29 protein-coding genes, 1 tRNA gene, 1 pseudogene and 1 riboswitch are annotated in these 25,190 nt (G+C 54.3%); of the genes and pseudogenes, 17 read left to right on the plus strand and 14 right to left on the minus strand.

All coding sequences use genetic code 11. The features are described 5' to 3' along the window. Positions 1-107: 107 nt before the first annotated feature. The 4 genes from proB (at position 108) to IP581_RS04635 (ending at position 3,734) form a co-directional block, all read left to right on the plus strand. Positions 108-1,211: a glutamate 5-kinase gene (proB, locus tag IP581_RS04620; protein WP_020456691.1), complete on the plus strand. Its 1,104-nt coding sequence runs from the start codon at positions 108-110 to the stop codon at positions 1,209-1,211. Positions 1,212-1,222: 11 nt separating this feature from the next. Then, positions 1,223-2,476 carry a glutamate-5-semialdehyde dehydrogenase gene (gene proA, locus IP581_RS04625; protein WP_193821855.1) on the plus strand — a complete coding sequence of 418 codons (1,254 nt, stop codon included), beginning with the start codon at positions 1,223-1,225 and terminating at the stop codon, positions 2,474-2,476. A gap of 111 nt (positions 2,477-2,587) precedes the next feature. Then, positions 2,588-2,663 (plus strand) — tRNA-Thr (locus IP581_RS04630). 186 nt (positions 2,664-2,849) lie between these two features. Further along, positions 2,850-3,734, plus strand: coding sequence for a hypothetical protein (locus tag IP581_RS04635; RefSeq protein WP_228007814.1), 885 nt, complete (start codon positions 2,850-2,852; stop codon positions 3,732-3,734). A 184-nt stretch (positions 3,735-3,918) separates the two neighbouring features. Here IP581_RS04635 and IP581_RS04640 read toward each other — a convergent pair whose 3' ends face one another. Continuing rightward, a complete protein-coding gene (locus tag IP581_RS04640; RefSeq protein WP_017458785.1) occupies positions 3,919-4,128 on the minus strand; it encodes a YdgH/BhsA/McbA family protein in 210 nt (69 codons plus the stop codon). Positions 4,129-4,212: 84 nt separating this feature from the next. Then, positions 4,213-4,470 carry a multiple stress resistance protein BhsA gene (bhsA, locus tag IP581_RS04645; RefSeq protein ID WP_017458786.1) on the minus strand — a complete coding sequence of 86 codons (258 nt, stop codon included), beginning with the start codon at positions 4,468-4,470 and terminating at the stop codon, positions 4,213-4,215. Between the two features lie 250 nt (positions 4,471-4,720). Between bhsA and IP581_RS04650 the strand changes: the two genes are divergently transcribed. Further along, positions 4,721-5,356: a TetR/AcrR family transcriptional regulator gene (locus IP581_RS04650; protein WP_193821856.1), complete on the plus strand. Its 636-nt coding sequence runs from the start codon at positions 4,721-4,723 to the stop codon at positions 5,354-5,356. On the opposite strand, the gene IP581_RS23975 is transcribed toward IP581_RS04650, so the two are convergent. Continuing rightward, on the minus strand, positions 5,342-5,470 hold the full coding sequence (locus IP581_RS23975) for a hypothetical protein (RefSeq protein ID WP_265580013.1): 129 nt from the start codon (positions 5,468-5,470) through the stop codon (positions 5,342-5,344). The genes IP581_RS04650 and IP581_RS23975 overlap by 15 nt on opposite strands. A gap of 62 nt (positions 5,471-5,532) precedes the next feature. Between IP581_RS23975 and IP581_RS04655 the strand changes: the two genes are divergently transcribed. After that, positions 5,533-5,709, plus strand: coding sequence for a hypothetical protein (locus IP581_RS04655; RefSeq protein ID WP_159457500.1), 177 nt, complete (start codon positions 5,533-5,535; stop codon positions 5,707-5,709). A gap of 70 nt (positions 5,710-5,779) precedes the next feature. Here the strand turns inward: IP581_RS04655 and zinT are convergent, their stop codons facing one another. Then, positions 5,780-6,424: a metal-binding protein ZinT gene (zinT, locus tag IP581_RS04660; protein ID WP_097401367.1), complete on the minus strand. Its 645-nt coding sequence runs from the start codon at positions 6,422-6,424 to the stop codon at positions 5,780-5,782. 257 nt (positions 6,425-6,681) lie between these two features. Between zinT and IP581_RS04665 the strand changes: the two are divergent. Next, positions 6,682-7,209: pseudogene (locus tag IP581_RS04665) on the plus strand (manganese efflux pump). A gap of 30 nt (positions 7,210-7,239) precedes the next feature. Further along, positions 7,240-7,309, plus strand: a riboswitch (Fluoride riboswitch). Between the two features lie 73 nt (positions 7,310-7,382). Further along, positions 7,383-7,760, plus strand: coding sequence for a fluoride efflux transporter CrcB (gene crcB, locus IP581_RS04670; RefSeq protein WP_193821857.1), 378 nt, complete (start codon positions 7,383-7,385; stop codon positions 7,758-7,760). A 46-nt stretch (positions 7,761-7,806) separates the two neighbouring features. Here crcB and IP581_RS04675 read toward each other — a convergent pair whose 3' ends face one another. Then, positions 7,807-8,133 (minus strand): four-helix bundle copper-binding protein, encoded by a 327-nt coding sequence (locus IP581_RS04675; protein ID WP_086873185.1) that lies wholly within the window; start codon positions 8,131-8,133, stop codon positions 7,807-7,809. A gap of 323 nt (positions 8,134-8,456) precedes the next feature. Between IP581_RS04675 and IP581_RS04680 the strand changes: the two genes are divergently transcribed. The 3 genes from IP581_RS04680 to IP581_RS24100 all read left to right on the plus strand — a co-directional run bounded on the left by IP581_RS04680 (position 8,457) and on the right by IP581_RS24100 (position 9,529). Continuing rightward, positions 8,457-8,630 (plus strand): con-10 family general stress protein, encoded by a 174-nt coding sequence (locus IP581_RS04680; RefSeq protein WP_086873186.1) that lies wholly within the window; start codon positions 8,457-8,459, stop codon positions 8,628-8,630. Positions 8,631-8,736: 106 nt separating this feature from the next. After that, the gene (locus tag IP581_RS04685; RefSeq protein WP_141399362.1) at positions 8,737-8,949 is read left to right on the plus strand and encodes a hypothetical protein; all 213 of its coding nucleotides are present in this window, start codon (positions 8,737-8,739) and stop codon (positions 8,947-8,949) included. Positions 8,950-9,451: 502 nt separating this feature from the next. After that, on the plus strand, positions 9,452-9,529 hold the full coding sequence (locus IP581_RS24100; RefSeq protein ID WP_244173025.1) for a hypothetical protein: 78 nt from the start codon (positions 9,452-9,454) through the stop codon (positions 9,527-9,529). Positions 9,530-9,719: 190 nt separating this feature from the next. Here the strand turns inward: IP581_RS24100 and IP581_RS04690 are convergent, their stop codons facing one another. Beyond that, positions 9,720-10,004 carry a SelT/SelW/SelH family protein gene (locus tag IP581_RS04690; RefSeq protein ID WP_193821858.1) on the minus strand — a complete coding sequence of 95 codons (285 nt, stop codon included), beginning with the start codon at positions 10,002-10,004 and terminating at the stop codon, positions 9,720-9,722. Positions 10,005-10,229: 225 nt separating this feature from the next. On the opposite strand from IP581_RS04690, the gene IP581_RS04695 reads away from it, so the two are divergent. The 6 genes from IP581_RS04695 (at position 10,230) to IP581_RS04720 (ending at position 17,056) form a co-directional block, all read left to right on the plus strand. Further along, positions 10,230-12,602 (plus strand): TonB-dependent receptor domain-containing protein, encoded by a 2,373-nt coding sequence (locus IP581_RS04695; RefSeq protein WP_193821859.1) that lies wholly within the window; start codon positions 10,230-10,232, stop codon positions 12,600-12,602. 143 nt (positions 12,603-12,745) lie between these two features. After that, positions 12,746-13,798: a hemin-degrading factor gene (locus IP581_RS04700; RefSeq protein ID WP_193821860.1), complete on the plus strand. Its 1,053-nt coding sequence runs from the start codon at positions 12,746-12,748 to the stop codon at positions 13,796-13,798. Beyond that, on the plus strand, positions 13,795-14,613 hold the full coding sequence (locus tag IP581_RS04705) for a heme/hemin ABC transporter substrate-binding protein (RefSeq protein WP_193821861.1): 819 nt from the start codon (positions 13,795-13,797) through the stop codon (positions 14,611-14,613). Before IP581_RS04700 ends, IP581_RS04705 begins: the two co-directional genes overlap by 4 nt. Continuing rightward, positions 14,613-15,611 (plus strand): FecCD family ABC transporter permease, encoded by a 999-nt coding sequence (locus IP581_RS04710; RefSeq protein ID WP_193821862.1) that lies wholly within the window; start codon positions 14,613-14,615, stop codon positions 15,609-15,611. Before IP581_RS04705 ends, IP581_RS04710 begins: the two co-directional genes overlap by 1 nt. Next, entirely contained in the window at positions 15,608-16,387 is a 780-nt protein-coding gene (locus tag IP581_RS04715) for a heme ABC transporter ATP-binding protein (protein WP_086873194.1), read from the plus strand. The genes IP581_RS04710 and IP581_RS04715 overlap by 4 nt, the downstream gene beginning before the upstream one ends. A gap of 75 nt (positions 16,388-16,462) precedes the next feature. Next, entirely contained in the window at positions 16,463-17,056 is a 594-nt protein-coding gene (locus IP581_RS04720) for a LysR family transcriptional regulator (RefSeq protein ID WP_193821863.1), read from the plus strand. 52 nt (positions 17,057-17,108) lie between these two features. Here IP581_RS04720 and IP581_RS04725 read toward each other — a convergent pair whose 3' ends face one another. The 8 genes from IP581_RS04725 to eat all read right to left on the minus strand — a co-directional run bounded on the left by IP581_RS04725 (position 17,109) and on the right by eat (position 24,791). Then, complete coding sequence (locus tag IP581_RS04725) at positions 17,109-17,936, minus strand: glycosyltransferase family 8 protein (RefSeq protein WP_097401377.1); 828 nt, start codon at positions 17,934-17,936, stop codon at positions 17,109-17,111. Next, the gene (locus IP581_RS04730; protein WP_193821864.1) at positions 17,933-19,315 is read right to left on the minus strand and encodes a D-arabinono-1,4-lactone oxidase; all 1,383 of its coding nucleotides are present in this window, start codon (positions 19,313-19,315) and stop codon (positions 17,933-17,935) included. Before IP581_RS04730 ends, IP581_RS04725 begins: the two co-directional genes overlap by 4 nt. A gap of 275 nt (positions 19,316-19,590) precedes the next feature. Next, a complete protein-coding gene (locus IP581_RS04735; protein ID WP_193821865.1) occupies positions 19,591-20,121 on the minus strand; it encodes a 2-oxo-tetronate isomerase in 531 nt (176 codons plus the stop codon). A 58-nt stretch (positions 20,122-20,179) separates the two neighbouring features. Next, on the minus strand, positions 20,180-20,629 hold the full coding sequence (locus tag IP581_RS04740) for a DUF421 domain-containing protein (protein ID WP_017458803.1): 450 nt from the start codon (positions 20,627-20,629) through the stop codon (positions 20,180-20,182). A 10-nt stretch (positions 20,630-20,639) separates the two neighbouring features. Continuing rightward, on the minus strand, positions 20,640-21,155 hold the full coding sequence (locus tag IP581_RS04745) for a hypothetical protein (RefSeq protein ID WP_193821866.1): 516 nt from the start codon (positions 21,153-21,155) through the stop codon (positions 20,640-20,642). A 91-nt stretch (positions 21,156-21,246) separates the two neighbouring features. Beyond that, positions 21,247-22,020 carry an ethanolamine ammonia-lyase subunit EutC gene (gene eutC, locus IP581_RS04750; protein WP_193821867.1) on the minus strand — a complete coding sequence of 258 codons (774 nt, stop codon included), beginning with the start codon at positions 22,018-22,020 and terminating at the stop codon, positions 21,247-21,249. Beyond that, positions 22,017-23,405 (minus strand): ethanolamine ammonia-lyase subunit EutB, encoded by a 1,389-nt coding sequence (locus IP581_RS04755; RefSeq protein WP_097401382.1) that lies wholly within the window; start codon positions 23,403-23,405, stop codon positions 22,017-22,019. Before IP581_RS04755 ends, eutC begins: the two co-directional genes overlap by 4 nt. Positions 23,406-23,414: 9 nt before the next feature. After that, positions 23,415-24,791: an ethanolamine permease gene (gene eat / locus IP581_RS04760; RefSeq protein WP_193821868.1), complete on the minus strand. Its 1,377-nt coding sequence runs from the start codon at positions 24,789-24,791 to the stop codon at positions 23,415-23,417. Between the last annotated feature and the right edge of the window lie 399 nt (positions 24,792-25,190).

Raw genomic sequence — 25,190 nt, forward strand, 5'->3', positions numbered from 1 at the left:
AAAAAGTGAGCTGACAGCTCTGGCAGTTGGCAATCGCTCTGACTCCTGTTACAACGTCTGACGACGATTTACTTTCCTTATATTTCCTTAAAAAACGGCAGAGAATCATGAGTGACAGCCAGACGCTGGTGGTAAAACTCGGTACCAGTGTTTTAACGGGCGGTTCCCGTCGCCTGAACCGCGCCCATATTGTTGAACTGGTGCGCCAGTGCGCGCAGCAACACGCCGCCGGGCACCGAATTGTAATTGTGACGTCGGGGGCGATTGCCGCCGGACGCGAGCATCTGGGTTATCCGGAACTGCCCGCGACTATCGCGTCGAAACAGCTGCTGGCGGCGGTAGGGCAGAGCCGTTTGATTCAACTGTGGGAACAGCTGTTTTCCATTTACGGGATTCATATTGGGCAGATGCTGCTGACGCGTGCCGATATGGAAGATCGTGAGCGTTTCCTCAATGCGCGCGACACGCTGCGTGCGCTGCTCGACAACAATATCGTGCCGGTGATTAACGAAAACGACGCCGTTGCCACCACGGAAATCAAAGTCGGCGATAACGATAACCTCTCGGCGCTGGCAGCGATCCTCGCTGGTGCCGACAAACTGCTGCTGCTGACCGATCAGCAAGGTCTGTTTACCGCCGATCCGCGTAGCAACCCGGATGCGGAACTGATCAAAGATGTTTACGGCATCGACGATGCGCTGCGCGCGATTGCCGGGGACAGCGTTTCTGGCCTCGGTACGGGGGGGATGGGCACCAAGTTGCAAGCCGCCGATGTTGCCTGCCGCGCGGGGATCGACACCATTATTGCTGCGGGCAGCAAGCCTGGCGTGATTGGCGATGTTGTCGAAGGGATTTCCGTCGGCACGCGCTTTCACGCCCAGGAGTCTCCGCTGGAGAACCGTAAACGCTGGATCTTTGGCGCGCCGCCTGCCGGTGAAATCACCGTTGATGAAGGCGCAACGGCGGCCATTCTGGAACGCGGCAGCTCGTTACTGCCCAAAGGTATTAAAAGCGTGACAGGCAACTTTTCCCGTGGTGAAGTGATCCGCATTCGTAATCTGCAAGGCCGCGATATCGCCCACGGTGTAAGCCGTTATAACAGCGATGCGCTGCGTCGCATCGCCGGGCAACATTCGCAGCAGATTGACGCCATTCTGGGCTACGAATATGGCCCTGTCGCGGTGCACCGCGACGACATGATTACCCGTTAAGGAGCAGAAGTATGCTGGAACAAATGGGCATCGCTGCCAAAGCAGCGTCATACAAGCTGGCATTGCTCTCCAGCCGCGAGAAAAACCGTGTGCTGGAAAAAATCGCTGATTATCTCGAAGCGCAGGCGGATGAGATCCTGCTCGCGAATGAACAGGATCTGCTGGAAGCTCGCCGCAACGGGCTGAGCGAGGCGATGCTTGACCGTCTGGCGCTCAACCCGGCGCGCTTAACCGCAATCGCTAACGATGTGCGCCAGGTGTGCAAACTGGCGGATCCGGTAGGCCAGGTGATTGACGGTGGTCTGTTGGACAGCGGGTTGCGTATTGAACGCCGCCGCGTGCCGCTGGGGGTGATTGGTGTGATTTATGAAGCGCGTCCTAACGTCACCGTGGATGTCGCCTCTTTGTGCCTTAAAACCGGGAATGCCGCGATCCTGCGCGGGGGCAAAGAGACCTGGCGCACCAATGCCGCCACGGTAAAAGTAATCCAGCAGGCGCTGGAAGAGTGTGGCTTACCGGCCGGCGCGGTGCAGGCTATCGAAAGCCCGGATCGCGCACTGGTGAATGAAATGCTGCGCATGGATAAATACATCGACATGCTGATCCCGCGCGGTGGCGCGGGTTTACATAAGCTGTGCCGCGAGCAGTCGACCATCCCGGTGATCACGGGTGGTATCGGCGTGTGTCATATCGTGGTTGATGAGTCTGCGGAAATCGATCCGGCGCTAAAAATCATCGTTAACGCGAAAACCCAACGCCCCAGTACCTGCAACACGGTGGAAACCCTGCTGGTGCATCAGGGGATCGCGCAGCGATTCCTGCCCGCGCTGAGCAAGCAGATGGCGGAAAGTGGCGTGACGCTGCATGCGGATGAGCAAGCGATGGCGCTGCTGCAAAACGGCCCGGCGAAAGTGGAGGCGGTAAAAGCGGAGCAGTATGACGACGAGTTTTTATCGCTGGATCTGAATGTGAAAATCGTGGCGGGGCTGGATGATGCCATCGATCATATTCGCCAGCATGGCACTCAGCACTCTGATGCCATCCTCACGCGTACGCTGCGCAATGCCGATCGCTTTATCAACGAGGTAGACTCCTCTGCGGTGTATGTAAATGCTTCTACGCGTTTTACCGACGGCGGGCAGTTTGGCCTGGGGGCGGAAGTCGCTGTTAGCACGCAGAAGCTGCATGCGCGTGGCCCGATGGGGCTGGAAGCGTTGACGACTTATAAGTGGATTGGCTTCGGCGACGACACGATTCGTGCTTAATTGAAAAAGGGTGATGCAAAAGTAGCCGTTTGATTCCCAAGGGCATTGACGCATCACCCGCTTAGTTTTAACCTTCTACTCCGTGATTCACGCTCGTGAACACATCGCAGGGCCGATATAGCTCAGTTGGTAGAGCAGCGCATTCGTAATGCGAAGGTCGGAGGTTCGACTCCTCTTATCGGCACCATCTTTTCTTATTTAAAATCAATAACTTATGCTTAAGTGGTCATGCTTTGATCGACCTGGAATTTCTCCGTGTTGAACATTCAAAGCGTAACGTGGCGTAAGTCATATCATGCCCTTTGCTTTATTGTCGGCGTCCCATTTATGGAATTAACAGCAGGCTGGATTAATTAATCCAGTGCTGTATTCCATGAAGCTGGCAGAAAGTGGATCGGAAATAACTCATCTTCTCTCCATAAAGATATATTTTGTATTAAGCCAGACCTCAACATGGTGCGCGCAAATAAAATACGTGGCGTGTATATTAATGGTCGGTTTCATAACATCATGTGTGCATGTTGAATTTATCGCCATTTTATTGATAGGGATGATCGTGATGAGAAAACTTATAGCTCTGTTGTCTATTTCGATTTTAAGTGGATGCGCTCAGCAACCACTTGTAACGGTAAATGCGCTATCCTCAGGCCAGAGTGTAGGGAAACGCTTCATCATCCTGCCAGCCAGTCAAGCGCTGTATGACGCTAACCAGATTGAATACAATCAAATCGCCGCCGTCGTTTCTGCATCGCTGACACGTCAGGGGTATGTACAAGTTAACGAACCGGAAAAAGCCGATCAGGGAATTTTATTAGGATTTGCAAGAAGTGGGGCGGTGACCAGCACACGTAATGTTACTGTTCCAGTCTATGGCCAGACCGGTATTAGTTCAGCGACGACATACGGCAATGCCAATACGACATATAACTATCTCGGTGGCGGTAACTTAACGTCGAACACGACAGGCAGCGCTACGACAGTCTACACGCCAACCTATGGAATTACCGGGGCATATGACACAACAGTAACTAATACATCATACGGAACAGCGGTAGCGCTTAATTCATACGATGCTAAGGTATATCTGAAAAGTAAGCGCGTAAATCTCCTGTGGAAATCAAGTGCAGCACTCGTATCTTCCAGAGCTGACAGTATTGCCGATTACAGAGGTCTGGCATTAATTGCGGCTAATTACGCCAATATGAACACTAACGGTGATACACATTTGAGAATCGATCCACGTAATCCCGTTCAGTAATTTAACCGGGGTGTGATAAATGCTATGGAAATTAACACCCCGTTCAAACCCAAAAATATACCGCTAGTGAGCTGCATTGACCTTTCAACATTTCCTTCCTGATATTCACGCTACGCAAGATACCGTTTTAGCTATAAAAAAAGCGCCCGCAGGCGCTTAGAGAGTAGTGTTCGACCAGGCATACTTATTTGGTCAGTTCAGCCGTCATATGAACATTATTATTGGTGTTGGCTTCAATGATTTTATATGAAGCGCCAGCCTGCTGTGCTTTAGCGGCAATTAAGGATTCTGCTTCGTCAAGCGTTGAAGCTGTGGCGGTTACGCTCTGAGCGAAAGCACCAAATGACAGGACGGAAAGCACAGTAGCGACAGCAAGTGAATTGATGGTTTTCATAATGGTATTCCTTAAATTTAATTTGTGTGGGCGATAACGCCCGATTCAACATCTGTTGTGAATGCCGGTTTTATACGGCAGAGCTTATTTGTAAATCACCGCGGTACCGTGCAGGGTGTTCGGGCCGGTCACGGAAGTAATGCGGAATGATTTCGCACCCATTTCATCGGCTTTCTGCGCCAGCTCGCTTTGCAAAGAGGAGAGATTGGTGCCGGCATTGGCAGAAATCACGCCCACTTTTTGTTGGTCAGCCGGAGTGGATTGCACTTCGACGGCGGCTACGCTTGCGAAAGAGAGGGAACTAAGTACAGCGACAGCGATCAGGGATTTGATGGTTTTCATAATTTTTGCCTTCTGAATCTGGATTTGTGTGAGGTCGTAAGTATTAACTTAACGATCGATAGGTAAATGATAAGTGTGATCTGTGTCACCCGTCAACACTATTTTTATAATGATCATTTAAATAATTAAAAAACACTTGTTATTCATGTAGATAAATCTTGTATTTTTTCGAAAAATTTCTACTGGTCAGCCGCTTTGTAATGTTTTTATAATGATTATTAACTAAATTGATGTGAACGGGGGAGGAACAATGGCAACCGACGTCACATGCTGTACGAGAAAAGGTCGTGGTCGGCCAAAAATTTTTGACCGGGACGCGATGCTGGATAAGGCGATGATGCTGTTCTGGCAACAGGGCTATGAAGCCACATCACTGGCAGACCTTGTTGAAGCCACCGGTGCAAAAGCACCGACGTTATATGCGGAATTTAACAATAAAGAGGGATTGTTCAGAGCCGCGCTTGATCGCTATACGGCTCGGTTTTCCGCCAAACACCGGGCAGCGCTTTTTTGCGAAGAGAAAACGGTTGAGCAGGCGCTGCGCGATTATCTGCAAGCGTTAGCCCGTTGCTTTGCCGGTAGCGATACTCCGGCAGGCTGCTTTTTGATAAATAGTTCCGCCACGGTTTCTGCTTCTTCAGAGCCGATAGCTGACACCATCCGGGAACGGCAAACGGCGCAGGAACAAACGCTACTTACCTTTTTGCTGCAACGTCAGTTGCGTGGCGAGATCCCGGCGCAAACAGAAGTGAAAGCCATCGCGCTTTTTTTAAGCTGCATCATTCATGGAATGTCGGTCAGCGCGCGAGAAGGTGCCAGTGTGGATAAACTGCAGCAGATTATCGATACGACGCTGCGGTTGTGGCCGTTATTAATCAACGAGTAATGGCGAGGCGTTACCACCGTGAACGTCTGGCGCTTTGCCATCGTCCGCGATACGCAGCGAAACGTTGCTATTGTTCACTATCACCGGCAATAATTCGGTAGTGAAACCAACCATACATTAATCGCTGTGCCTGCCGGTGGTGACCTTCAGGTGGACTGTTCCGCCATGGGAAACCAGTGCAAACGAGGGAAAACGCCCGCCAGCAATGCCAGCCCGGCTTCATCATTTTCCTGCTCGGATTAACGCTGAGCGCAATTTGCGTGGTGAACGTGAGTAATGAGGTGAGTGGCGTCGGGCGAAAATCTCGCCTGGAAGTGTTGAAAGTCAGCCAGAACGAACGGAACGCAGGTTAAGAGAACGGCTGACAATGGATTGTTGATTGCCAATTGCGGGCGAGAGGATGGTTCGCCCGCGGTGAAACCATCAGTGATGCAGCATTTCGTCGACAATCTGCGCTTTCGTCATATTGTACGGATAATATGTCGGCCAGTTATCCATCTCTTTTAACAGCGCTTCTTGCGATTCGTTGCCCATAAAAATATGGAAATGTTGCGACTGGCGTGAGCCGATAATATGGTCGCTGAATTGCACATATTTTGGCGCTTTTGATTGCGCGTCTTTGCATTCAAACAGATAACGCACGCCTTTTTTCCCGGAGGTGTAGGTCAGAATTTTATAGCCCGCGTAATCATAACGGCAGGCATTTACTGTTTTGCCAACGTGAAACTCCATCACATTGTTTTCTATGCCAATCGTTTCGACATCGGTGGCATAACCTTTTTGGTAATAGGCGCGGTACTCTTCCACGCTTTTACCGCCTTGTTTTGCTTTTTTCTCCAGCACCGGATCAAGCGCACCGCTGAGCAGATACGGGTTCACGGATTGCCAGATCCCGTCCCAATCGGACAACGCCCGGTCTTTCACGTCCTTATCATCAAAAATGCCTTCGCTGGCTTTACGTTCTGCTTCCGTAAGCGGTTTGCCGTGGTGGTGGTCATGCGCTAACGTCTGCGCGCTCATTAGTAGCATACCCATGCCAAGTACAAAGGCCGATTTCTTCATGATCATATTGCGCTCCCTGATTATCATTTGTTACGAAATGAAATGTTATAATATAACAAAATAAAATACCAGACTGCCTGCGCCTTTCCAGCCTGCGGGAAGTGCCTGACGAGCGATATAGCCGCAGCTATAAATCATAAAATCAACTATATCTTATTGAATAGTAAATAGTTTTTGTATTTTTAATTTGTCTTCGGCACCTTGCCGCTCTTTTCGCAGTGTCTGCGTTTTTGCCCTCGCCAGAGGGCATTTAAGGGGCAGCTATGAGTTTTTACGCAATTAGCATTCCTGCTTTCGGTATGTCGATGGATTCTTTTGCTGCCGCTATCGATAAAAGAGCGATGTTGAAACGCTCGCCGGTAAGCGAAACGTTACGCACCGGGAAGCCATCACCCCAATTATTGGTTGAGCCGCCAGCCAGCACATTATGCGACAGAACCACTGGATAGCCTTCGTACTGCTCTTTGCGCCGGGTATGCGCATGATGAAAGAACATTACGGATGAAGAAGCCGAAGCACCGCGTCGCCACGGTTTCTGGTTGCTGGTTACCACTACTATTGCTACCAGCTTTGATGCGATGGCCGTGGGTGTCGGGCTGGCGTTTCTCAACGTGAACATCGTGGCGACGGTGCTGATGATTGGCTTTGCGACCACCATCATGGCTACCACCGGTATGTTGCTGGGGCGCTTTCCTGGCGCGGCGTTCGATAAATGGGCGGAAGTGTCCGGCGGTGTTGTGGTTATCTGTATCGGCAGCTCAATTCTGATTGATCACTTAGGTTTACTGTAACTTGCCCGAACGCGCGAAATCGTCAACAATGCGTGCTCAGGTGATGGCGTTCCACCTGACCCAACCGCTTCCCTGAGAAGCTGATGACGCCTGGTATGTCTCTGTAATGAGGCATGTCGGGCGTTTTTCTTTTGTCTCCCGCATGCCTCGCACTTATGTTGATGAGGAAAAACATGCTGAAGTCTTTATTTGCCGTAATCATCGGTGGTTCTGCCGGCTGCGTGATCCGCTGGCTGCTCGCGATGCGTTTCAATACGCTGTTTCCCAATCTGCCGCCCGGCACGCTGCTGGTAAATCTACTCGGCGGGCTGATCATTGGCGGTGCGCTGGCGTTCTTTACCCGCCAGCCGCATCTGGATCCCACCTGGCGGCTGCTGATCACCACAGGCTTATGCGGCGGCATGACCACCTTTTCCACGTTTTCTCTGGAAATTTTTGCCCAGTTGCAAGCGGGCAACTATGCGTGGGCACTGGCTTCCGTGCTGGTGCATGTGGTGGGATCGATTTTAATGACGGCACTGGGGTTTGCGCTGATAAACGCCTGGTATTGATAAAACAGCAAGGGGAGCCATACCGCTCCCCCTTACTCAGCTTATTTCATGCCGCCATTTGCAGGCAGGCTTCTGCGCAAGCCCGGCAACGTTTAGCGCACTGCTGGCAGTGCGGATGTTGGTGCTTACTGCACTCTTCGGCGCAGGCTTTGCATACGTCGACGCAAATCCGGCACAGTGAGGGTAAATGTTTGCTTTCCAGCGCCATGAATTGGCCGGCAAGGCGACACAGGGCGGCACATTGCACGTCCAGTTTGATGCATTCACGCATCATGTCGATATTCTCTTCCTGCAGGCAAGAAAGCGCACAGTGTTCGCAAGCCGCTGCGCATTGATAACAGGCTTCTGCGCATCGTTGATGTTCTGTATGCATGGTTTTACTCCACAATATTTATGTGTCATGAGATAAGTGTGCACAGAATATTTATCCCTACCATTTTATTTACATATTTCATCACATCGGTAATTTTAGGCGATGAACAAAACTTTAGTAACCTGCTTATATCTATAGAGATTTATTTATCACGCAACATATGTGTTTAAATATTTATTTCGGAAATATTGATTTAATTTGGATATATTTTTGGTCGATCGATTGACTAATCGGGATAAATAGCCAGACTTAAGGTTCCAACGCGATTGATATGGGCTTTTAACCGTATCGATTATATCGAAAACGAGATGTGGAGATATAACATGGCCGAACATAGAGGCGGTTCCGGTAATTTCGCTGAAGATCGTGAAAAAGCTTCTGAAGCGGGACGTAAAGGTGGTCAGCACAGCGGCGGTAATTTTAAAAATGATCCCGAACGTGCATCCGAAGCCGGTAAGAAAGGCGGTGAAAATAGCCACGGCGGTGGAAGAAAATAACCACTTTTTAAAGTCATTATTTTCTTAATGCTAGCGAGCCGGAGACGGCTCGTTTATTTTTTAATTAACAATGACTTAAAAATAAAAATGTAGAGGTAGTGTAGTAATGAGTTCAAAAAATAATGACGAGGGCGAGAGAATTGGTTTGCTATCTGAAAATTTACCCACCTGTCTATCCACTAATTTAATTGAACATTCCCACCAACCTGCCGAAATAATGGCTATTAATTTTACCGAAGCCGTTGATTTACCACTCCCGCCTTATAAGAAACGTCTGGTGCATAAAATGGCCAACCGCAAACAATCCTCAAAAAGCTAATAACCAGTTAATCCTTTTCCTTTCCCTCACGACGTTGTGCTTCTTACACGCGCAGAACGCTCCGTTTAATGGTATGCCGCTGCAAGTGGTGGGAAGCCTTTCGCTATTCCTCTTTACGAAATGATCAGAGCCATTTTTAGCGCGTTGAAAATGATTAAAAAAAACCTTCAGGCTCAGCCAATTCGCGTTGCGCCTGAAGGCGTGCAATTGCATCTTCGTTACTAACAATAAGCGTGCTAATTATTAACGAATTTCAACAAGAAAAGCGCTATAAAACAGCGAGTTATGATGAAATAAACCGATCTTTTCGAATAAATTTTTTTATCGTTAACACATTGATGTTATTGATGATTTGTCTAAATTTCATCCGTTTCACGTTTTTAAATAACCTGTGTCGCAGCGGCAATAACGCGTTATGGGCAGTTTTTTTCGCCTGCCGCCTGGCCTCTATGGCGGCGGAGAGTCTATAGTGAGGGAACTAAAGGCAACGAGAGGAGGTTTCGTGTTCAACGTTGAAAAAGATGACCCCCGTGAAGCGCCGGAATCGGGTGATAAAAAACCCCAGCCGGTGAAGAAATAAATAAAAAGGCCGCTACGGCGGCCTTTTTATTAGCTATTCAGCGTGTTAACAACAAAACCGTAAGACACTCAGGCCTCTCTCCACGGCCAGGTTCCTTTATCGCACGCCCATTTACACCTGCTGTGTTTCTTATCAATACCGCTGAAGCGTTACGCACCGCAAATCGCCCTGCGGGTGCGAGCACAGAGATTTACTCGGCTTTCTTTTCCACATGCCCGAGCGGTTTTTCCGGAAAGCAGTAGTCGCGCACGCGGCGCTTTAACTCTGCCGCATCGGGGAAACCGCCATCCAGCTTGCGATCCCAAATCACATTGCCATCAATATCGATAACAAAGATCCCGCCGGTGCCCGGTATCAGCGTGACGGAGCCGAGATCCGCATTAAACGTCTGCAACAATTCTTGCGCCATCCAGGCGGCGCGCAACATCCAGTTGCATTGTGAGCAGTAGTGCAAAGTGATGGCCGGTTTATTCATGGTTACTGTCTCCTGGCGCGAATGATAAAGAGGGCATAAAACTCATGCGGCTGAAAATCTGACGGTAAAACAAATTTATTGCAAATGATAACCGTTATCATTATCTTCGGTGTCGATAACATAACAATAACCTGCAACTCTTTTGCGCTGACTGCAATCTTCCGCGGTCTCCTGGAAGTCATACGTGAGCCTGATACTAATAAATTCTAAGGCTTACAAGACAATATGTGTAAATCGCACCTTTCCCTGCTGCGCTTTAACAAGCGTGTGCTGGTCACTTCATTACTCGCAGCGTTGTATCAACCCTCCGCATTTGCGGTGGATAACGACACCTCATCGACAGCTTCCAGTGGCGCTCAGCAAGATAACGCTGAGGAGATGCTCGTCACCGCACCAGCACCGACATTAAAAGCCGGCAGTTCGCATTCCCTCAGCGCTCAGGATCTGCAAAACAAAGGCGCGAAAGACTTTGGCTCCATTATGCGTTATGAACCGCTCATCAGCGCCACGGGCGCAAGCGGCGGTTCCGGAAACGGCAAAAGCGGCTTCGATCGCGGCGGGTACACTGGCTACAACATTCGCGGGCTGGAAAGTAACCGCGTCGGCATCGATGTTGACGGCATTCCGCAGCCGGACGCCACCGGGCGCAGCTACGTGAGCCGTGCAGGCCTTAACACCTTCGGCATTGGTCGCGACTATATCGATCCGTATATGTACGGCAGCGTTGATATCCAGTCCGGCGCGACCCGTACCGAGCAAGCCAACACCTCCATCGGTGGTAACGTCTCCTTCCGCCCGAAATCGGCAGATGACTATCTGCGCCCTGGCAAAGAGACATATTTTGGTTACCAGAGCGATTACGACTCCGCCGATCGCAGCTGGCACAATGGCGTGACGGGAGCCGCAGGGGACGAAACCCTGCGCGGCATCGTGGTCTACAGCCGTCGCGACGGTCAGCAAACCCGTAATAACAGCGGTACGGTTGACGCCTACCCGGCGAACTGGCACGCGGATGCGATGATGGCCTCCGGCATCTGGCAACCAAACGATGTACACAAATTCACCGGCACGCTCGATTACTACCATAAGACCAACCACACCCACTACGATGCGTGGAACAACGCCGGTAGCGCCATTCTTGGCGACGCACAGCAAACCAGCCAGACGCGCCGCTGGGGTGTTAGCCTGAAAGATGACTGGACGCCGATGAACGACTGGCTGGACAGTATGTCCAGCAAAGTCTATTACCAGCACACCGAGGCACATGACCGTACGTATATGCCGGACAGCGTCACAGCGACCATGGAAACGGTCTACTCCAATTACGACACCGATACCTGGGGTATTCAGAATGCGCTGGCGAAAACGTTAGGACGCCACGATCTGAGCGCCGGTTTTAACGCCAGCACCAGTAAAACCGAACGCCCCTTTAACCAGTCACCGGTGCCGAGCGCCTTTAGCGAGATCATGCAGCCGGAAGCCGACAGCCGCAGCTATACATTAGGCGCGTTCCTGCAGGATCAGATCAATTTCGCTGCCGATGGTCACCACTTCGCTATCATTCCTGGCGTGCGCGTGGTTCACCAGTCGACAAAACCGGATAATCTCTCCAGCCTGACCGCCAACAGCAGCGTGCTGGACGAATCCGACGTGTCGACCCTGTACGGTAAAAATTCCGACACCCAACTGCTGCCGTCGCTGACTTTCCAGTACGACATCACACCGCGCCTGATGACATACCTGCAATACAAACGCGGCGCGCAGTTCCCCAACGCCAGCCAGTTATATGGCTCGTGGAACCTCGGTTCCAGCTACGCCGGGCGTGGACAGTATGCGCTTATTGGCAATACGGATCTGGACACCGAAACCAGCGATAACCTCGAGTGGGGCATGAAGGGCGAGGTGACCGAGGGCGTGACGTTGCGCACGGCGCTGTTTTACAACAGCTATAAAAACTTTATCGCCTATACCCGTTACACCCGTTCCGGCAACCCGGATAAATTCACTAACGTGCCGTCTAACATCTACACCACCTATCAGGCGGAAAACCGCGATAAAGCCTTTATCTATGGCGGCGAAATTAGCGCGAAATTGAATTTTGGCACCTGGTTTGAGCAGGTTGATGGTCTGAGCGCCACGCTGGCGTATGGCTACAGCGAAGGGAAGGCGAAATCGCGCTATCTGGGCGACAAATACATCGATCTCGATAGCGTCGCGCCAATGAAAGCGATTGTCGGCGTCGCCTGGGATGATCCGGCGAAACGCTACGGTACGGCGCTGACCGCCACCTTCGTCAAAGGTAAGCAAGCCACTGCCACTAACCGTCAGACCTACACCAACACCGGCGGGTCGCTGGGCGATTCCAGCACGGAATATATGCGGGTGCCGGGCTATGGGCTGCTCGACTGGACGGCGTACTGGCAGGTGGCGAAAAACGTCAAAATTAACGGCGGCGTTTACAACATCACCGATCGTAAATATTGGGATTACCTGAACAGCCGTAACCAGGAAGAGACCACCAACCAGAATGCGTATGACAAAGCGCTGGCGGTAATGCCGGGGCGGACATGGCAACTGGGCGTCAATGTTGATTTCTGAGGTGATGTCATTTCACGTTGTCCGCCTGGCGGCGCTAGCGCTTCACCGCGACGCAATGCGAACGATTTCTTTGCACATCAGTTGGTAATTTCCATCCCCCGGTATCGCTGCCGGGGGCTAAAACAGTTAAGGATGTGAAAAATATGCCTGCAACATCACACGATTTCACCGCCATCTGGCAGCAGTATCAGGCCATTAAAGCGCAACAGCCAACGAAGTACGCCCGCGATATCGCGACCGAAATGGCGATAAGCGAAGCCGAATTAACCTGCGCCCGTGTTGGCCATGACGCCGTGCGCCTGCAAGGGGAAATGCGCGACATCCTCGCTGCGCTGGAAGCGGTCGGCGACACGAAATGCATTTGTCGCAACGAATACGCGGTGCATGAGCAAATTGGTCGTTTCACCAATCTGCATATCAGCGAGCGCGCGGGGCTGGTGCTTAACCCGCGGGCGCTCGATCTGCGTTTGTTTATCAACCAGTGGGCCAGTGCCTTTCATCTGCATGAACAGAGCCCGCGCGGCGAGCGTTACAGCATTCAGTTCTTCGATTATCAAGGCGATGCGCTACTGAAGGTCTACCGGACGGAAGCCACTGATAGTGCCGTGTGGAACGACGTTATCGCCCGCTTTACCGCGGCGGAGAACCCGCCGTTAACACTCATTAAAGCCGAGGGCGCACAGCACGCGGAACAGGCAGATGGCGCCGCGCTGGAGAGTGAGTGGCGTACCATGACCGACGTGCATCAATTCTTTGGTTTGTTGAAAAAGTACAACCTTTCGCGCCAGCAGGCGTTCCGGCTGGTGGGCGACGATCTTGCCTGTCTGGTCAGTAATGACGCGCTGCCCAGCCTGCTGGCGGCGGTGCAACAGCAGGGTAACGAAATCATGATTTTCGTCGGCAACCGTGGCTGCGTGCAGATCTTTACCGGCGTGCTGGAAAAACTGACGCCGATGAAAGGCTGGACCAACATCTTCAATGAGAACTTCACCCTGCATCTGCGTGATACAGAGATTGCCGAAAGTTGGGTCACCCGCAAACCCACCGCCGACGGCCATGTCACCAGCCTTGAGTTGTTCGCCAAAGACGGTACGCAAATCGCCCAGCTTTACGGTCAGCGTAGCGAAGGCCAGCCGGAGCAGAGCCACTGGCGCGCACAGATTGATGCATTAACCAATCCGGGAAAAGCCGCATGAAAAAATTGCTGATTCTGCTGGCGGCGCTGCCGCTGGTAGCAAGCGCCGCCGGGCAAAAAATTGTCTCCTTAGGCGGCGATGTCACCGAGATTGTCTACGGGTTACATGCGCAGGCGCAGCTGGTCGGGCGCGACAGCACCAGTACCTGGCCTGCCAGCGCACAAAAACTGCCGGATGTCGGCTATGTCCGCCAGCTCAACACCGAAGGCATTCTCTCTTTGCGCCCGACGCTGGTGCTGGCCAGCGACCAGGCGCAACCTTCGCAGGTATTGCAAAAAGTGCAGGACAACCACGTCAGGGTCGTTGCGGTGCCGGGCGGTTACACGCTGGCGGCAATTGATAAAAAAATCGCGGTCATTGCGGATGCCATCGGCAAAACCGATGAAGGCGCGCAGCTGCGTAAAACGCTGGCGAACGATATTACCGCCCTGCCGAAACCGCCGCTGAACAAGCGCGTGCTGTTTATCCTCAGCCACGGCGGGATGGGAACACTGGTCGCCGGGCAGAAAACCGCCGCCGACGGTGCGTTGCGAGAAGCAGGATTACAAAATGCGATGCAGGGTTTTGACCATTACCGTTCGATGTCGCAAGAAGGGGTGATTGCCAGTCAGCCGGACCTGGTGGTGATCTCCGCCGACGGCGTAAAAGCGATGGGCGGTGAAGAGAATCTGTGGCGGTTGCCTGGTCTGGCGCAAACGCCCGCCGGGCGCAATAAACAGGTGTTGCTGGTCGATGATGTCGCGCTGCTCGGTTTTGGCTTACGCACTCCGCAGGCGCTGCTTGCTCTGCGTCATAAAGCGGAGCAACTACCCTGATGAACCGCCACGCTTCCCGCTCGCTCTGGGGACTTGCGTTGCTGCTGCTTGGGTTGACGGGGCTGGCAAGCACGCAGGGCGCGATGCAACTGCCACTCAAAAGTTTATGGCAGGCCGGTGACGAGGCGCTGCGCCAAATCTGGCTGACGGTGCGGTTGCCGCGCGTGCTGCTGGCGCTGCTGGTTGGCGCGGCGCTGGCACTTTCCGGCTGCGTGATGCAAGGGCTGTTTCGCAACCCGCTCGCCGATCCTGGTTTGCTGGGCATCAGCGGCGGCGCGTCGTTAACCGTCGCCTGCTGGCTGGTGCTGCCGATTACCGTTTCACCGCTGGTGGCGCTGTATGCACCGATGCTGGCGGCGTTTATCGGCAGCCTGGCGGTGATGATGGTGATTTATCTGCTCAGTAAAGCAGGAGCAGGAGAGACTGGTTTATCGCGATTGCTGTTGGTAGGGATCGCCATTAATGCACTTTGTGGTGCGGGCGTTGGCCTCCTTTCGTGGATCAGCAACGACGCGCAATTGCGCCAGCTTTCGCAGTGGGGAATGGGTAGCCTCGGGCAGATCGAATGGTCGACGTTATCGGTCGCCGCCAGCCTGATCCTGCCCGCATCGCTGGTGGTATGGCGCGTAGCCAGCGCCCTTAATCTGCTGCAACTGGGCGATGAAGAGGCGCACTATCTGGGCGTCAATGTGCCGCGGCTCCAGCGTCTGTTGCTGGTGTGCAGTGCGCTGCTGGTGGCAACGGCGGTCGCCGTGAGCGGCATTATCAGTTTTGTTGGCCTGGTGGTACCGCATTTGATGCGTATATGGCTGGGGCCAGATCACCGTGCGCTGGTGCCCGGCGCGCTGCTGGCAGGAGCAATGTTGCTGTTGGTCGCCGATACCGTGGCGCGCACCGTTGTCGCGCCCGCCGAAATGCCGGTTGGCCTGCTGACCAGCATGCTTGGCGCGCCGTGGTTTTTATGGCTCATCTTTCGCCAGTCAAAGGCGGTGCCATGAACAGACTTTTAACCGCCGCGCATTTGCGGCTCAACGCCGGTTCACGGCAGTTGATTGACGATGTTTCCCTGACGCTGACCGGCGGCGAAAGGGTGGCACTGATTGGCCCAAACGGCGCGGGTAAATCGACGTTACTGCGCCTGTTGACCGGTTTTCTGCCGACGACGGCGGGGGAGTGCCATCTGGAAGGCAAGCCGCTAAAGGCGTGGACGGCGCAAGCGCTTTCGCGCCGCCGGGCGGTAATGTTGCAACAAACCACGCTTGGTTTTGACTGGCCGGTTGAGGCCATTATCGCCATGGGACGCGCGCCCTGGGGGCCACAACACGAACGCGAAATTGTGCAGCAGGTGGTGGCGTTGACCGGCTGTGACGCGCTGCTCGGGCGGCGGTATGTCACTCTATCCGGCGGTGAACAGCAGCGGGTACAACTGGCGCGCTGCCTTGCGCAACTGTGGCGTCATGACGGCCCGGAAGGGTGGCTGTTTCTGGATGAACCGACATCGGCGCTCGATCTCTACCACCAGCAGCAGGTGCTGCGTCTGCTGAAGCGGCTGACGCTGGGCGGCAAACTGCATGTCTGCGCGGTGCTTCACGATCTCAACCTTGCTGCGCGGTGGGCGCAGAGGATCTTGCTGTTACACCAGGGAAAACTGGTGGCGCAAGGCACGCCGGAACAGGTGATTCAGGCGCCGCTTATCGCACAGTGGTACGGTGCCGACGTCGAGGTCAGCCCGCATTCAGACGGCAAAACGCCGCAGGTTTTTCTCTCCGTCTGATAAACGCCACTGTTGGCTGATGAAGCCGTATTTTTGCTAAAGTTTAGTGTGACTTAACTGATGCGGAGATCGGCAATGACCTTACCGCCTTTGCAGGCGCTCATCTGTTTTCATGCTGTCGCACAACACGGCAGTATGAAAGCGGCGGCAGCGGCGTTATCTATCAGCGCCAGCGCAGTGAGCCAGCAAATTGCCAAACTGGAAGCCTGGGTGAATGTGCGGCTGTTTATGCGCGGCTCGCGCGTGCTCACGCTGACGCCGGAAGGGAAAATTTACCTGCGGGCGATTCAGCCTGCCTTTCATCAGATTTCGCATGCCACCCACCGGTTAATTGACGCAACGGCGCACAACCGCGTGAGCGTCAGTTGTTCAACGGATTTTGCCATGCACTGGCTGCTGCCAAGGCTTGGCGGCTTTGAACGTTATTACCCGCATGCCGAGGTGCTTATCACTACCGCTACGCGGGATGTTGATTTGAAAACGGAAGGGATCGATTTTGCTTTTCGCCGTACGGTGCAGGCCGGGAGCGAAGGCATCTTGCACCCGCTGGAAAACAGCGGCGGGATGCTGCTGATTTACGATAAATCGGCGCTGTTAGAACCACTTTGCCATGCCTTTCGCGACTGGCTTCTGGCTGTCGCACAAGAACATCATTGGCCGGAACGGTAAACGCAAAGGCCGCGGCACGTTCGTGTTCCGGCAATGGTGTGTTCATGAGAAATTACGCATATTTCCACCACAATCGATGCAGTTCATAGCCATTGTCACCGGGTTCGGGGCGCGTTTCCCATGGTTTGTCGATAATAAAGTGGAGGTTTTTCACCTGCGCCAAATCCCACATTTGCGGATGCTGAAGCGGCAATGTTTTTAAGGCGTTATAGCCGTAATGCAGCGGCAGCCAGCGGTCGCGGAATACTTCGTTGAGAAAATCCTGCTCGGCGAACACATAGTCCGAAATGTCGGCTTTCTCCGCCAGCGTCGCCATCATCTGCTGATAGAGGGATTTATCCGGCGTGAGCAGCAGAAAACCGCCGTTCAGGTAGTTGTCCAGCGACGCCGGTGGGTTGGCGTGCATTTGCGCGTCCGTACACCAGCTGTAATAACAGTTTTCCGGCCGCCAGCTCGCCGGGTAGCTTTCGATATGGTTAGGGTTACAGCGACAGGCATGACAGGCGGCAATAGTACCTGGAGCCAGCGGCAGTTCAAAGAGATGATCCATATTTTGCAGCACCAGCATATCGGCATCGAGAAACGCCACCCGTTGGTATTCCTCAAGCGTCCACACCGCCAGTTTGCTCCACACATCGGCAAAACGGGCGTTCGCATAGCGGCTTTCAAGGGTGGGATCGGGGCCGATAACCGGCACTTCCCGCACCTTGCAGCCTTGCGCACTCAGGTGCTGGCGCGTGCTCTCGTCAATGGCGTCGGTCACCATCACCACCAGCGGCCACGGCGAACCACTGGCGCGTAACGAACGGTGCAACGTTTGTACGCCCGGCAGGTAATCGGGCTGCGTCAGAAGAGTGACCCAGGCGAAGGCGGCGCTCATGACAACAGCTCCGCCATAAACGTGTTGAGGAATTTGCCCTGCGGATCAAAACGCTGGCGTACAGCCTGAAACGCCGTCCATTGCGGGTAGAGCGTTGGCCAGTCGTATAGCGTCGTATCGAAGTATTTCCCCCAGTGCGGCTTCCCGCCTTCTTCTGCCAGCAACTGTTCGGCGGCGCGCAGAAACGCCAGCCCCTCTTCAGAGAGCGAGCCGTCTTCGGCGTAATAGACCACAAAGCCAAAAAAACAGGTTGGCTGCTGCCAGGCCGGGCTTAGCCACGCGTCGGAAGGCCCGGTACAGCGCAAAATAATCGGGTAGTGCATATGCGGGTGCGATTGCTGATGCCACGCTTTAATGCGCGCAATCACCGCCGGGGCGCGCGCCAGCGGAATGCCAATTTCAATATTAATTTGCGGGGTGGCAATACCGCGGCAGAACACCTGATAGATATCGCCAATGACATCTGAAAAGTCTTTAAAGCGCGTCACGGTGCGAAACGGCTTGCCGTTTTCATCAACAATATTGGTGTCGTCATGCATCTGCTCCAGCGTTTTTTCCACCGTGTCGTTCATCTGCGTGTCGGTCTCTTCCCGCTCGACCAGATCGCCATGGTTATCGCGCCATAGCGCCATTTCATCGGCGGTGGATTCACGCGCGTTCCAGGTGTGAACTTTGTTTTCATCCGGGAACCACCACGTTTTGCTGAACGCCCATTGCTGGTTCCAGTTAAGCAGGTCTTGCGCAAGATTGTCGGCGCTGCTGACGCTTTTAAAACAGGTATACAGCGTTGCCGGACGCGTGCGCAGGGTGACGGCGGTAATTGCCCCCAGTGTGCCGAGCGCCAGTTGCGCGGCGGCAAACTCTGGCTGCTGGCGGTCAATCTCATGGATCTGCCCGGCGGCATCCACCAGCCGGATGCGCAGCGCTTCATCCGCCAGCGAGCTTTGCTGCATGCCCTGGCCGTGGGTTCCCGTCGAAATGGCGCCAGCCAGCGTTTGCGAGTCAATCACGCCCGGCGACGCATGCAGCATGCGGTTCATGCCGGTGAGCAGTTCAAACACTTCGTGCAACGGCGTCCCGGCACCAAACGTCACGCTATCCTCATCCACTGCCAGCACACCGCGCAGCGCTGAGATATCAATCAGCGTATCGCCCGGCTGGCTCAGTTTTAGCATACGCCCGGGCGACATACGACTACCCATCACCCGCACGCGCCCGGCAGCGGCGGTAATCACCTGCTGCAACTGCGCTTCATTTTCCACATGGATAACGGCGTTTTTGCTGGCCAGTACCGCGTTTTTCGCCCAGTTGAAAAGGTGTGGATCTTGCGGGTCCGCGTGCGGCTGACGGCGTGGGAAAAGGGTCTGCGTAGTGGTCATGGGCGGCTCCTCGCTCAGATTTTTATTTATTAACCAAGCGTAGCGCATCACACAAAGGTGTGAGTTTTTCACAACATTGCCTCGGAGTGCAGCAGAGAGTGAGTGACTGACAACCTGGCGTCACAACACGCAGGTGAGCATTAACCCACTCGCTACCTTCACGCGGGCGTAATGCGGGTCATCAGGCCCTGTGTGGCCTGATTATTGAGGTTTACAGCGTGATGGACGAAAAAGGGAGCCAGCGCGACATAACGACGCGCGACGACGTGAAAAGGTTAGCCGTTTAACAGTGTGATTAACGTTGCCAGCGCATATTTCACCGACTGTTCAATCACGCTTTCGCAATCCCCGGCAAAATGGCGCAGTGCCGTGATTGGAGATTGCCCTGGTAGCGCCCAGGCAAACCACACGGTTCCGGCAGGCGTACCATCTTCGCCGCCGTCCGGGCCGGCATAACCGGTGACGGCAATCCCGACCGGTTCATGGCTGACCGCGCAAGCGCCTTGCACCATCTCGCTGGCCGTCTGCTCGCTCACCGCTGTCCAGCGCGCCAGCGTTTCGCGTTTAACATGCAACAGGGTGCTTTTCGCTTCATCGGTAAACGAGACAAACCCACAGCCAAAGAAGGCTGGCGTATCGCCTGCGGCGCACAGCGCGGTGGCGATTTGCCCGCCGGTGCAGGATTCCGCCGTGGTGACGCGCAGCTGTTTTTGTGTCAGCAGCTCACCCAGCTGCGCTGCCAGCATCGGAATAGGCAGGCAGAGCAGCGCATTCATGTTGTTCGTTAAGGTAACATCTTTATTCATAGGGTATTTTTCGTTAATTCGGTGGTGACTCGGTAAGCAAAGTATAGCGAGTGAAACGTTATGATGAGTTTTTGGGAATAATCGAGATATGGCCGTTGCGCTCAAGAATGGCGAATTTTATCTCCGCCAGATCGGCAATGCCCTGGTTGTTTCGCGCTGACACCATAATATCGTCGCGCGTGATATCGGCTTCGCGCATTTTGTTTTCCAGCATTTGGCCGTTTTCCACTAACACAACTGGCGTGCCGTCGATCAGGTTCTCCGCCCCTTTGACATACTTCTTCAGCGTGCCGAATAAGATATCCACCACCACCAGCGTGATAATGGTCAGCGCCGCGCCGGTCACGGAGAAGTCATTGCCGAGCAGCGCTTGTTGCGTGGCTTCACTGATGATCAGCAGCAAAATGAGATCAAAAGAGGTCATCTGTAGCAGCGCCCGGCGTCCGGCGATTTTGAACACCACCATCAACACCAGATAAATAGCTATCGCGCGTAATACCATGTCCATCGCGTTCTCCTCAGGGCCAGATAAACTGCGTCAGGGTGACCGGGGTTGCGTTATTTACTGAAATCCGCTGCGTGCTGTTACCGATGCCGAGCGGTGTCAGCCCCAGCCATACGGTCAGCGGTTTATCGGCGGCAGGACGGGCATATTCCAGCACCAGTTCGCCGCTGCGGCTGTACATGTTTAACGGTTGTGGTTGCAGGGTGCGGATCTCAAAATCGTGCATGAAATCGCCGCCCAGGGTGAAGGTGATGCGGTTATCGGCCGTGGCATTAGCGGTTATCTGCATGTCCAGATCGCTTTGTAGCCGACCAAAGCGGTCGTACTCAACGGTGAGACGTTGATCGGCGCTGATCGCCGTTTTTTTGCTTAGTAAGCCCTGGGAAAAGAGTCCGCACAGCCCGGCAATCACAATGGCGATAAGCACTATCGCCCCCCATTTTTGCACCTGCATTTCCACATGCAGCCAGAAGGGGTTGTCTTCCACGGGCCATGTTCGCTCTGCGTCAGTGCTGTTTTTTTTCTCCATACGCCCTCCACGGGTTCGCCGTAAATAACGTAAAGAGTGTAGATGACGGGGGAGAAAGAGCGCTTCATCACGCCAGCGCTCTGTATTGAGATCAGGTCGTAATGCGGGGTGTCACGCGCCCGTGCAGCGCCGGGTTATCACTTTCATCTTTCAGTTTGACGCCGGTGAGACGGCGCAGAAATGCCTGTTCCAGCAGCCAGGCGAGCTTAAACGCGGCAGCCTCGTAATTCAGCCCTTCCGGGCGAATATTGGAGATGCAGTTGCGCTCGGATTCAATGCGCTGGCGCTCTGGCTTCCAGGTGAGGTAGACACCGAGGCTATCGGGCGAGGATAACCCCGGACGCTCACCAATCAGTATCGCCACCGCTTTACTGCCCAGCGTTTCGCCAATGTCATCGCCCAGCGCCACGCGCGACTGGTGCGCCAGCACGATGGGGCCAAGGGAGATACCCAGCGTGTCCAGATAGGGCAGCAGGGCGGTGATAAGCCCGACTGACTGGCGGTGTACGGCGTGGGAAGAGAGCCCGTCGCCAATTACCAGCAGCAGATCATGCGCGGCCGGGCGATGAGCAGCAAGCGTTTCGCGGCTCTCATCACTGAGCCTGCGCCCGAGATCCGGGCGGTTCAGGTAGATGTGCCGGTCGGCGGCGGCGCTGTGCGCGTCCAGTGTTTTTAAGCCAAGTGCATGGAGCTGATGCGCCAGGCTTTCGCTGTCAAAGGGCTGGTGAATGGCATCACGCGCCTGGGCGTGCGCGAGGCCAAAGTTGAGCACTTCCCGCGTCGGCAGGCTTGCGCCACTGCGCCCCAGCGCAATACGGGCATCGGTAAACTCACGCAGCAGTGTCCAGGCATCGGGTCCATTCATGCGTGCGCTCCTTGTGGCATCACGGTCAGCAGCGGGTGGTTCGCGCCGGTCAGGCGTAACTGACCGTGGGTGTCGATAATCTGCATTTTGGTTAACCACTCGGCGAACTCCGGCGCGTGTTTCAGCCCCAGCAAGCGGCGTGCGTAGAGCGCATCGTGGAACGAGGTACTCTGGTAATTGAGCATGATGTCATCCGCGCCCGGTACGCCAATCAGGAAAGTCAGCCCGGCGGTGCACAGCAGCGTCAGCAGCGTATCCATATCGTCCTGATCCGCTTCCGCGTGGTTGGTGTAGCAGACGTCGCAGCCAATCGGCAGCCCCATCAGTTTGCCGCAGAAGTGATCTTCCAGCCCGGCGCGGATGATCTGTTTGCCGTCGTAGAGGTATTCCGGGCCGATAAAACCGACCACCGTGTTGACCAACAGCGGCTTGAAGTGCCGTGCGACAGCGTAAGCGCGTGCTTCGCAGGTTTGCTGATCGACGCCGTGGTGCGCGTTGGCAGAAAGACAACTGCCCTGGCCGGTTTCAAAATACATCACGTTTGTGCCGAGCGTGCCGCGCTTCAGGCTCAGCGCCGCCTCATGCGCCTCCTGTAATAGCGCCAGGTTGATGCCAAAACCGCTGTTAGCCGCTTCAGTACCGGCAACCGACTGGAACACCAGATCAACCGGTGCGCCGCGTTCAATGAGCTGAATGGTATTGGTGACATGCGTCAGTACGCAGGACTGGGTAGGAATGGCAAAGCGCTCAATGATGTCTGCCATCATGTGGTTGAGCTTTTGCAGCACCGGCAGGCTGTCGCTGGCCGGGTTGATACCCACCACCGCGTCGCCCGCGCCATACAGCAGGCCATCGAGCATACTGGCGGCAATGCCTTTCAGATCGTCGGTCGGGTGATTGGGCTGTAAACGCACGCTCAGATGACCCGGCAGGCCAATGGTGTTGCGAAAACGGGTGATCACGCTGCATTTGCTGGCCGCGAGGATCAAATCCTGGTTGCGCATTAGCTTACTGACGGCGGCGGCCATTTCCGGGGTGATCGCCGGTGCAACATGGCTAAGCGTGGCGGTGTCGGTGCTGTCGGCCAGCAGCCAGTCGCGGAATTCGCCCACCGTCAGGTGGGCTATCAGGGCAAACGCGCGGCTATCGTGGGTATCGATGATTAACCGCGTCACTTCATCGTCTTCATACGGGATGAGCGGCGAGGCGAGAAGTTCGCGTAGCGGCACATCCGCAAGGGCGATTTTCGCCGCCATCCGCTCTTCTGCCGACTGTGCCGCAACACCTGCCAGTACATCCCCGGATCGCGCCGGGGAGGCTTTCGCCATCAACGTTTTCAGGCTATCGAATTGATAAGTACGGTGAGCCAGCGTGGTTTTATACATTCCGTCTCCTCAGGAGAGCGCCCGCAGTTGCGGGTCCATCTCGGCACGTTCACGCGCGTGCGCCGTTTTACGAAACCACATATAGCCGCCCAGCATCATCAGCGCGAAGATCAGTGCCAGCAGCGTGTTGTACCAGACCATCGCCACCAGGCAGAGCACCGCCATGCCCAGCGCAAACGCAGGCGCGTACGGGAAGAGTGGCGCTTTAAACGGGCGCTCAAGTTCCGGTTCGCTGCGGCGCAGCTTAAACAGCGCGGCCATTGAGGTGATATACATAACGATAGCCCCGAAAACGGACATCGTCACAATACAGGCGGTGAGCGGCATGCCGCTGATGGTGACCAGCGAGTCGGAGAAAATCGCCGCAATCCCGACCATGCCCCCGGCGAGGATCGCCAGATGCGGCGTGCGGGTTTTGCGGTTGAGGTTCGCCAGGCTTGCCGGCAGATAGCCCGCGCGCGCCAGCGAATAGATCTGGCGTGAGTAGCCCATAATGATGCCGTGGAACGATGCTACCAGGCCAAACAAACCGAGCCACACCAGCATATGCAGCCAGCCGCTGCTGTTGCCGACCACCACTTTCATCGCCTGCGGCAGCGGGTCGTTAATGTTCGACAGCGCACGCCAGTCGCCGACGCCACCGGCAAAAATCATCACGCCAACCGCCAGCACGGTGAGGGTTAAAATACCGCCGCCGAGTGCGCGCGGGATGGTGCGTTTCGGATCTTTGGCTTCTTCCGCTGCCATAGACGCACCTTCAATGGCGAGGAAGAACCAGATGGCGAAGGGGATCGCGGCGAACATGCCCGGCAGCGCCAGGCTGCTGAAGCTCTCAGCGCCTGCCCAGCCGTTAGCAGTAAAGTTGCCCCACGAGAAGCCCGGTGCCACCACCCCCATAAACACCAGCAGCTCGAAAATGGCCAGCAGGGTGACAATCAGCTCAAACGTGGCGGCAATGCCGACACCGAGAATGTTCAGCGTCATAAAAATGAGGTACGCGCCGCAGGCCACCCATTTCGCATCCAGCGACGGGAACTGCACGTTCAGGTACGCACCAATCGCCATGGCGATAGCCGGAGGCGCGAAGACGAATTCGATTAAGGTGGCAAACCCGGCGATAAACCCGCCCGTTGGCCCAAATGCGCGGTACGCGTAAGCGAAAGGACCACCGGCATGAGGAATGGCGGTGGTCAGCTCGGTAAAACTAAAGATAAAGGCGCAGTACATCGCGGCAATTAACAGCGCGACAATCAAAAAGCCGAGTGTCCCGGCCTGCGACCAGCCATAGCTCCAGCCAAAATACTCTCCTGAAATCACCAGTCCGACGGCAATGCCCCACAGACGGAAACTGCCCAGTGTTCTTTTTAATGTTGTTTGTGTGCTCATGCTTTACTGCCTCGCCATTGAATACAGTTAGCGGTGAATGTGCAAAGGCGATGCCAGGAGATATATTTCTTGGTTAATTAAATAGTTAGATGATTATGGTTTTGAAATGCTGCATGGCTTGCACCGTGGCAGATCGGATTCTGGTGCAGTCTGCCCTGCAATGGTGAAACTGGCGAATATGCTGCTTAAGGTGAAATTAATTGCCGGCAGGTTAATAAAAAAAGGCGATAGCCCGGTTTCTGGAAATGTTATAGGGAATAACTGGAAATTTAAATCCGACTATTCTTAGCTCTTTTTTGTTATATCAGGCTTTAATTAAAGTGACGATGTGTTATTTAAATGGTGCATTTCACAATAACTTAACATGTTGATTTTATTGCGTCATTTGTTTTGTTTTTT

Origin of the sequence: Kosakonia pseudosacchari (assembly GCF_015167415.1) — a bacterium.
Taxonomy (GTDB): Bacteria; Pseudomonadota; Gammaproteobacteria; order Enterobacterales; family Enterobacteriaceae; genus Kosakonia; species Kosakonia pseudosacchari.

What these genes read in the sequence shown, in the direction of transcription:
- proB (WP_020456691.1), top strand. Translation starts at nt 108, where the DNA reads ATGAGTGACAGCCAGACGCTGGTGGTAAAACTCGGTACCAGTGTTTTA.
- proA (WP_193821855.1), top strand. Translation starts at nt 1,223, where the DNA reads ATGCTGGAACAAATGGGCATCGCTGCCAAAGCAGCGTCATACAAGCTG.
- IP581_RS04635 (WP_228007814.1), top strand. Translation starts at nt 2,850, where the DNA reads ATGAAGCTGGCAGAAAGTGGATCGGAAATAACTCATCTTCTCTCCATA.
- IP581_RS04640 (WP_017458785.1), bottom strand. Translation starts at nt 4,128, where the DNA reads ATGAAAACCATCAATTCACTTGCTGTCGCTACTGTGCTTTCCGTCCTG.
- bhsA (WP_017458786.1), bottom strand. Translation starts at nt 4,470, where the DNA reads ATGAAAACCATCAAATCCCTGATCGCTGTCGCTGTACTTAGTTCCCTC.
- IP581_RS04650 (WP_193821856.1), top strand. Translation starts at nt 4,721, where the DNA reads ATGGCAACCGACGTCACATGCTGTACGAGAAAAGGTCGTGGTCGGCCA.
- IP581_RS23975 (WP_265580013.1), bottom strand. Translation starts at nt 5,470, where the DNA reads ATGGTTGGTTTCACTACCGAATTATTGCCGGTGATAGTGAACAATAGC.
- zinT (WP_097401367.1), bottom strand. Translation starts at nt 6,424, where the DNA reads ATGATCATGAAGAAATCGGCCTTTGTACTTGGCATGGGTATGCTACTA.
- crcB (WP_193821857.1), top strand. Translation starts at nt 7,383, where the DNA reads ATGCTGAAGTCTTTATTTGCCGTAATCATCGGTGGTTCTGCCGGCTGC.
- IP581_RS04675 (WP_086873185.1), bottom strand. Translation starts at nt 8,133, where the DNA reads ATGCATACAGAACATCAACGATGCGCAGAAGCCTGTTATCAATGCGCA.
- IP581_RS04680 (WP_086873186.1), top strand. Translation starts at nt 8,457, where the DNA reads ATGGCCGAACATAGAGGCGGTTCCGGTAATTTCGCTGAAGATCGTGAA.
- IP581_RS04685 (WP_141399362.1), top strand. Translation starts at nt 8,737, where the DNA reads ATGAGTTCAAAAAATAATGACGAGGGCGAGAGAATTGGTTTGCTATCT.
- IP581_RS04690 (WP_193821858.1), bottom strand. Translation starts at nt 10,004, where the DNA reads ATGAATAAACCGGCCATCACTTTGCACTACTGCTCACAATGCAACTGG.
- IP581_RS04695 (WP_193821859.1), top strand. Translation starts at nt 10,230, where the DNA reads ATGTGTAAATCGCACCTTTCCCTGCTGCGCTTTAACAAGCGTGTGCTG.
- IP581_RS04700 (WP_193821860.1), top strand. Translation starts at nt 12,746, where the DNA reads ATGCCTGCAACATCACACGATTTCACCGCCATCTGGCAGCAGTATCAG.
- IP581_RS04705 (WP_193821861.1), top strand. Translation starts at nt 13,795, where the DNA reads ATGAAAAAATTGCTGATTCTGCTGGCGGCGCTGCCGCTGGTAGCAAGC.
- IP581_RS04710 (WP_193821862.1), top strand. Translation starts at nt 14,613, where the DNA reads ATGAACCGCCACGCTTCCCGCTCGCTCTGGGGACTTGCGTTGCTGCTG.
- IP581_RS04715 (WP_086873194.1), top strand. Translation starts at nt 15,608, where the DNA reads ATGAACAGACTTTTAACCGCCGCGCATTTGCGGCTCAACGCCGGTTCA.
- IP581_RS04720 (WP_193821863.1), top strand. Translation starts at nt 16,463, where the DNA reads ATGACCTTACCGCCTTTGCAGGCGCTCATCTGTTTTCATGCTGTCGCA.
- IP581_RS04725 (WP_097401377.1), bottom strand. Translation starts at nt 17,936, where the DNA reads ATGAGCGCCGCCTTCGCCTGGGTCACTCTTCTGACGCAGCCCGATTAC.
- IP581_RS04730 (WP_193821864.1), bottom strand. Translation starts at nt 19,315, where the DNA reads ATGACCACTACGCAGACCCTTTTCCCACGCCGTCAGCCGCACGCGGAC.
- IP581_RS04735 (WP_193821865.1), bottom strand. Translation starts at nt 20,121, where the DNA reads ATGAATAAAGATGTTACCTTAACGAACAACATGAATGCGCTGCTCTGC.
- IP581_RS04740 (WP_017458803.1), bottom strand. Translation starts at nt 20,629, where the DNA reads ATGGACATGGTATTACGCGCGATAGCTATTTATCTGGTGTTGATGGTG.
- IP581_RS04745 (WP_193821866.1), bottom strand. Translation starts at nt 21,155, where the DNA reads ATGGAGAAAAAAAACAGCACTGACGCAGAGCGAACATGGCCCGTGGAA.
- eutC (WP_193821867.1), bottom strand. Translation starts at nt 22,020, where the DNA reads ATGAATGGACCCGATGCCTGGACACTGCTGCGTGAGTTTACCGATGCC.
- IP581_RS04755 (WP_097401382.1), bottom strand. Translation starts at nt 23,405, where the DNA reads ATGTATAAAACCACGCTGGCTCACCGTACTTATCAATTCGATAGCCTG.
- eat (WP_193821868.1), bottom strand. Translation starts at nt 24,791, where the DNA reads ATGAGCACACAAACAACATTAAAAAGAACACTGGGCAGTTTCCGTCTG.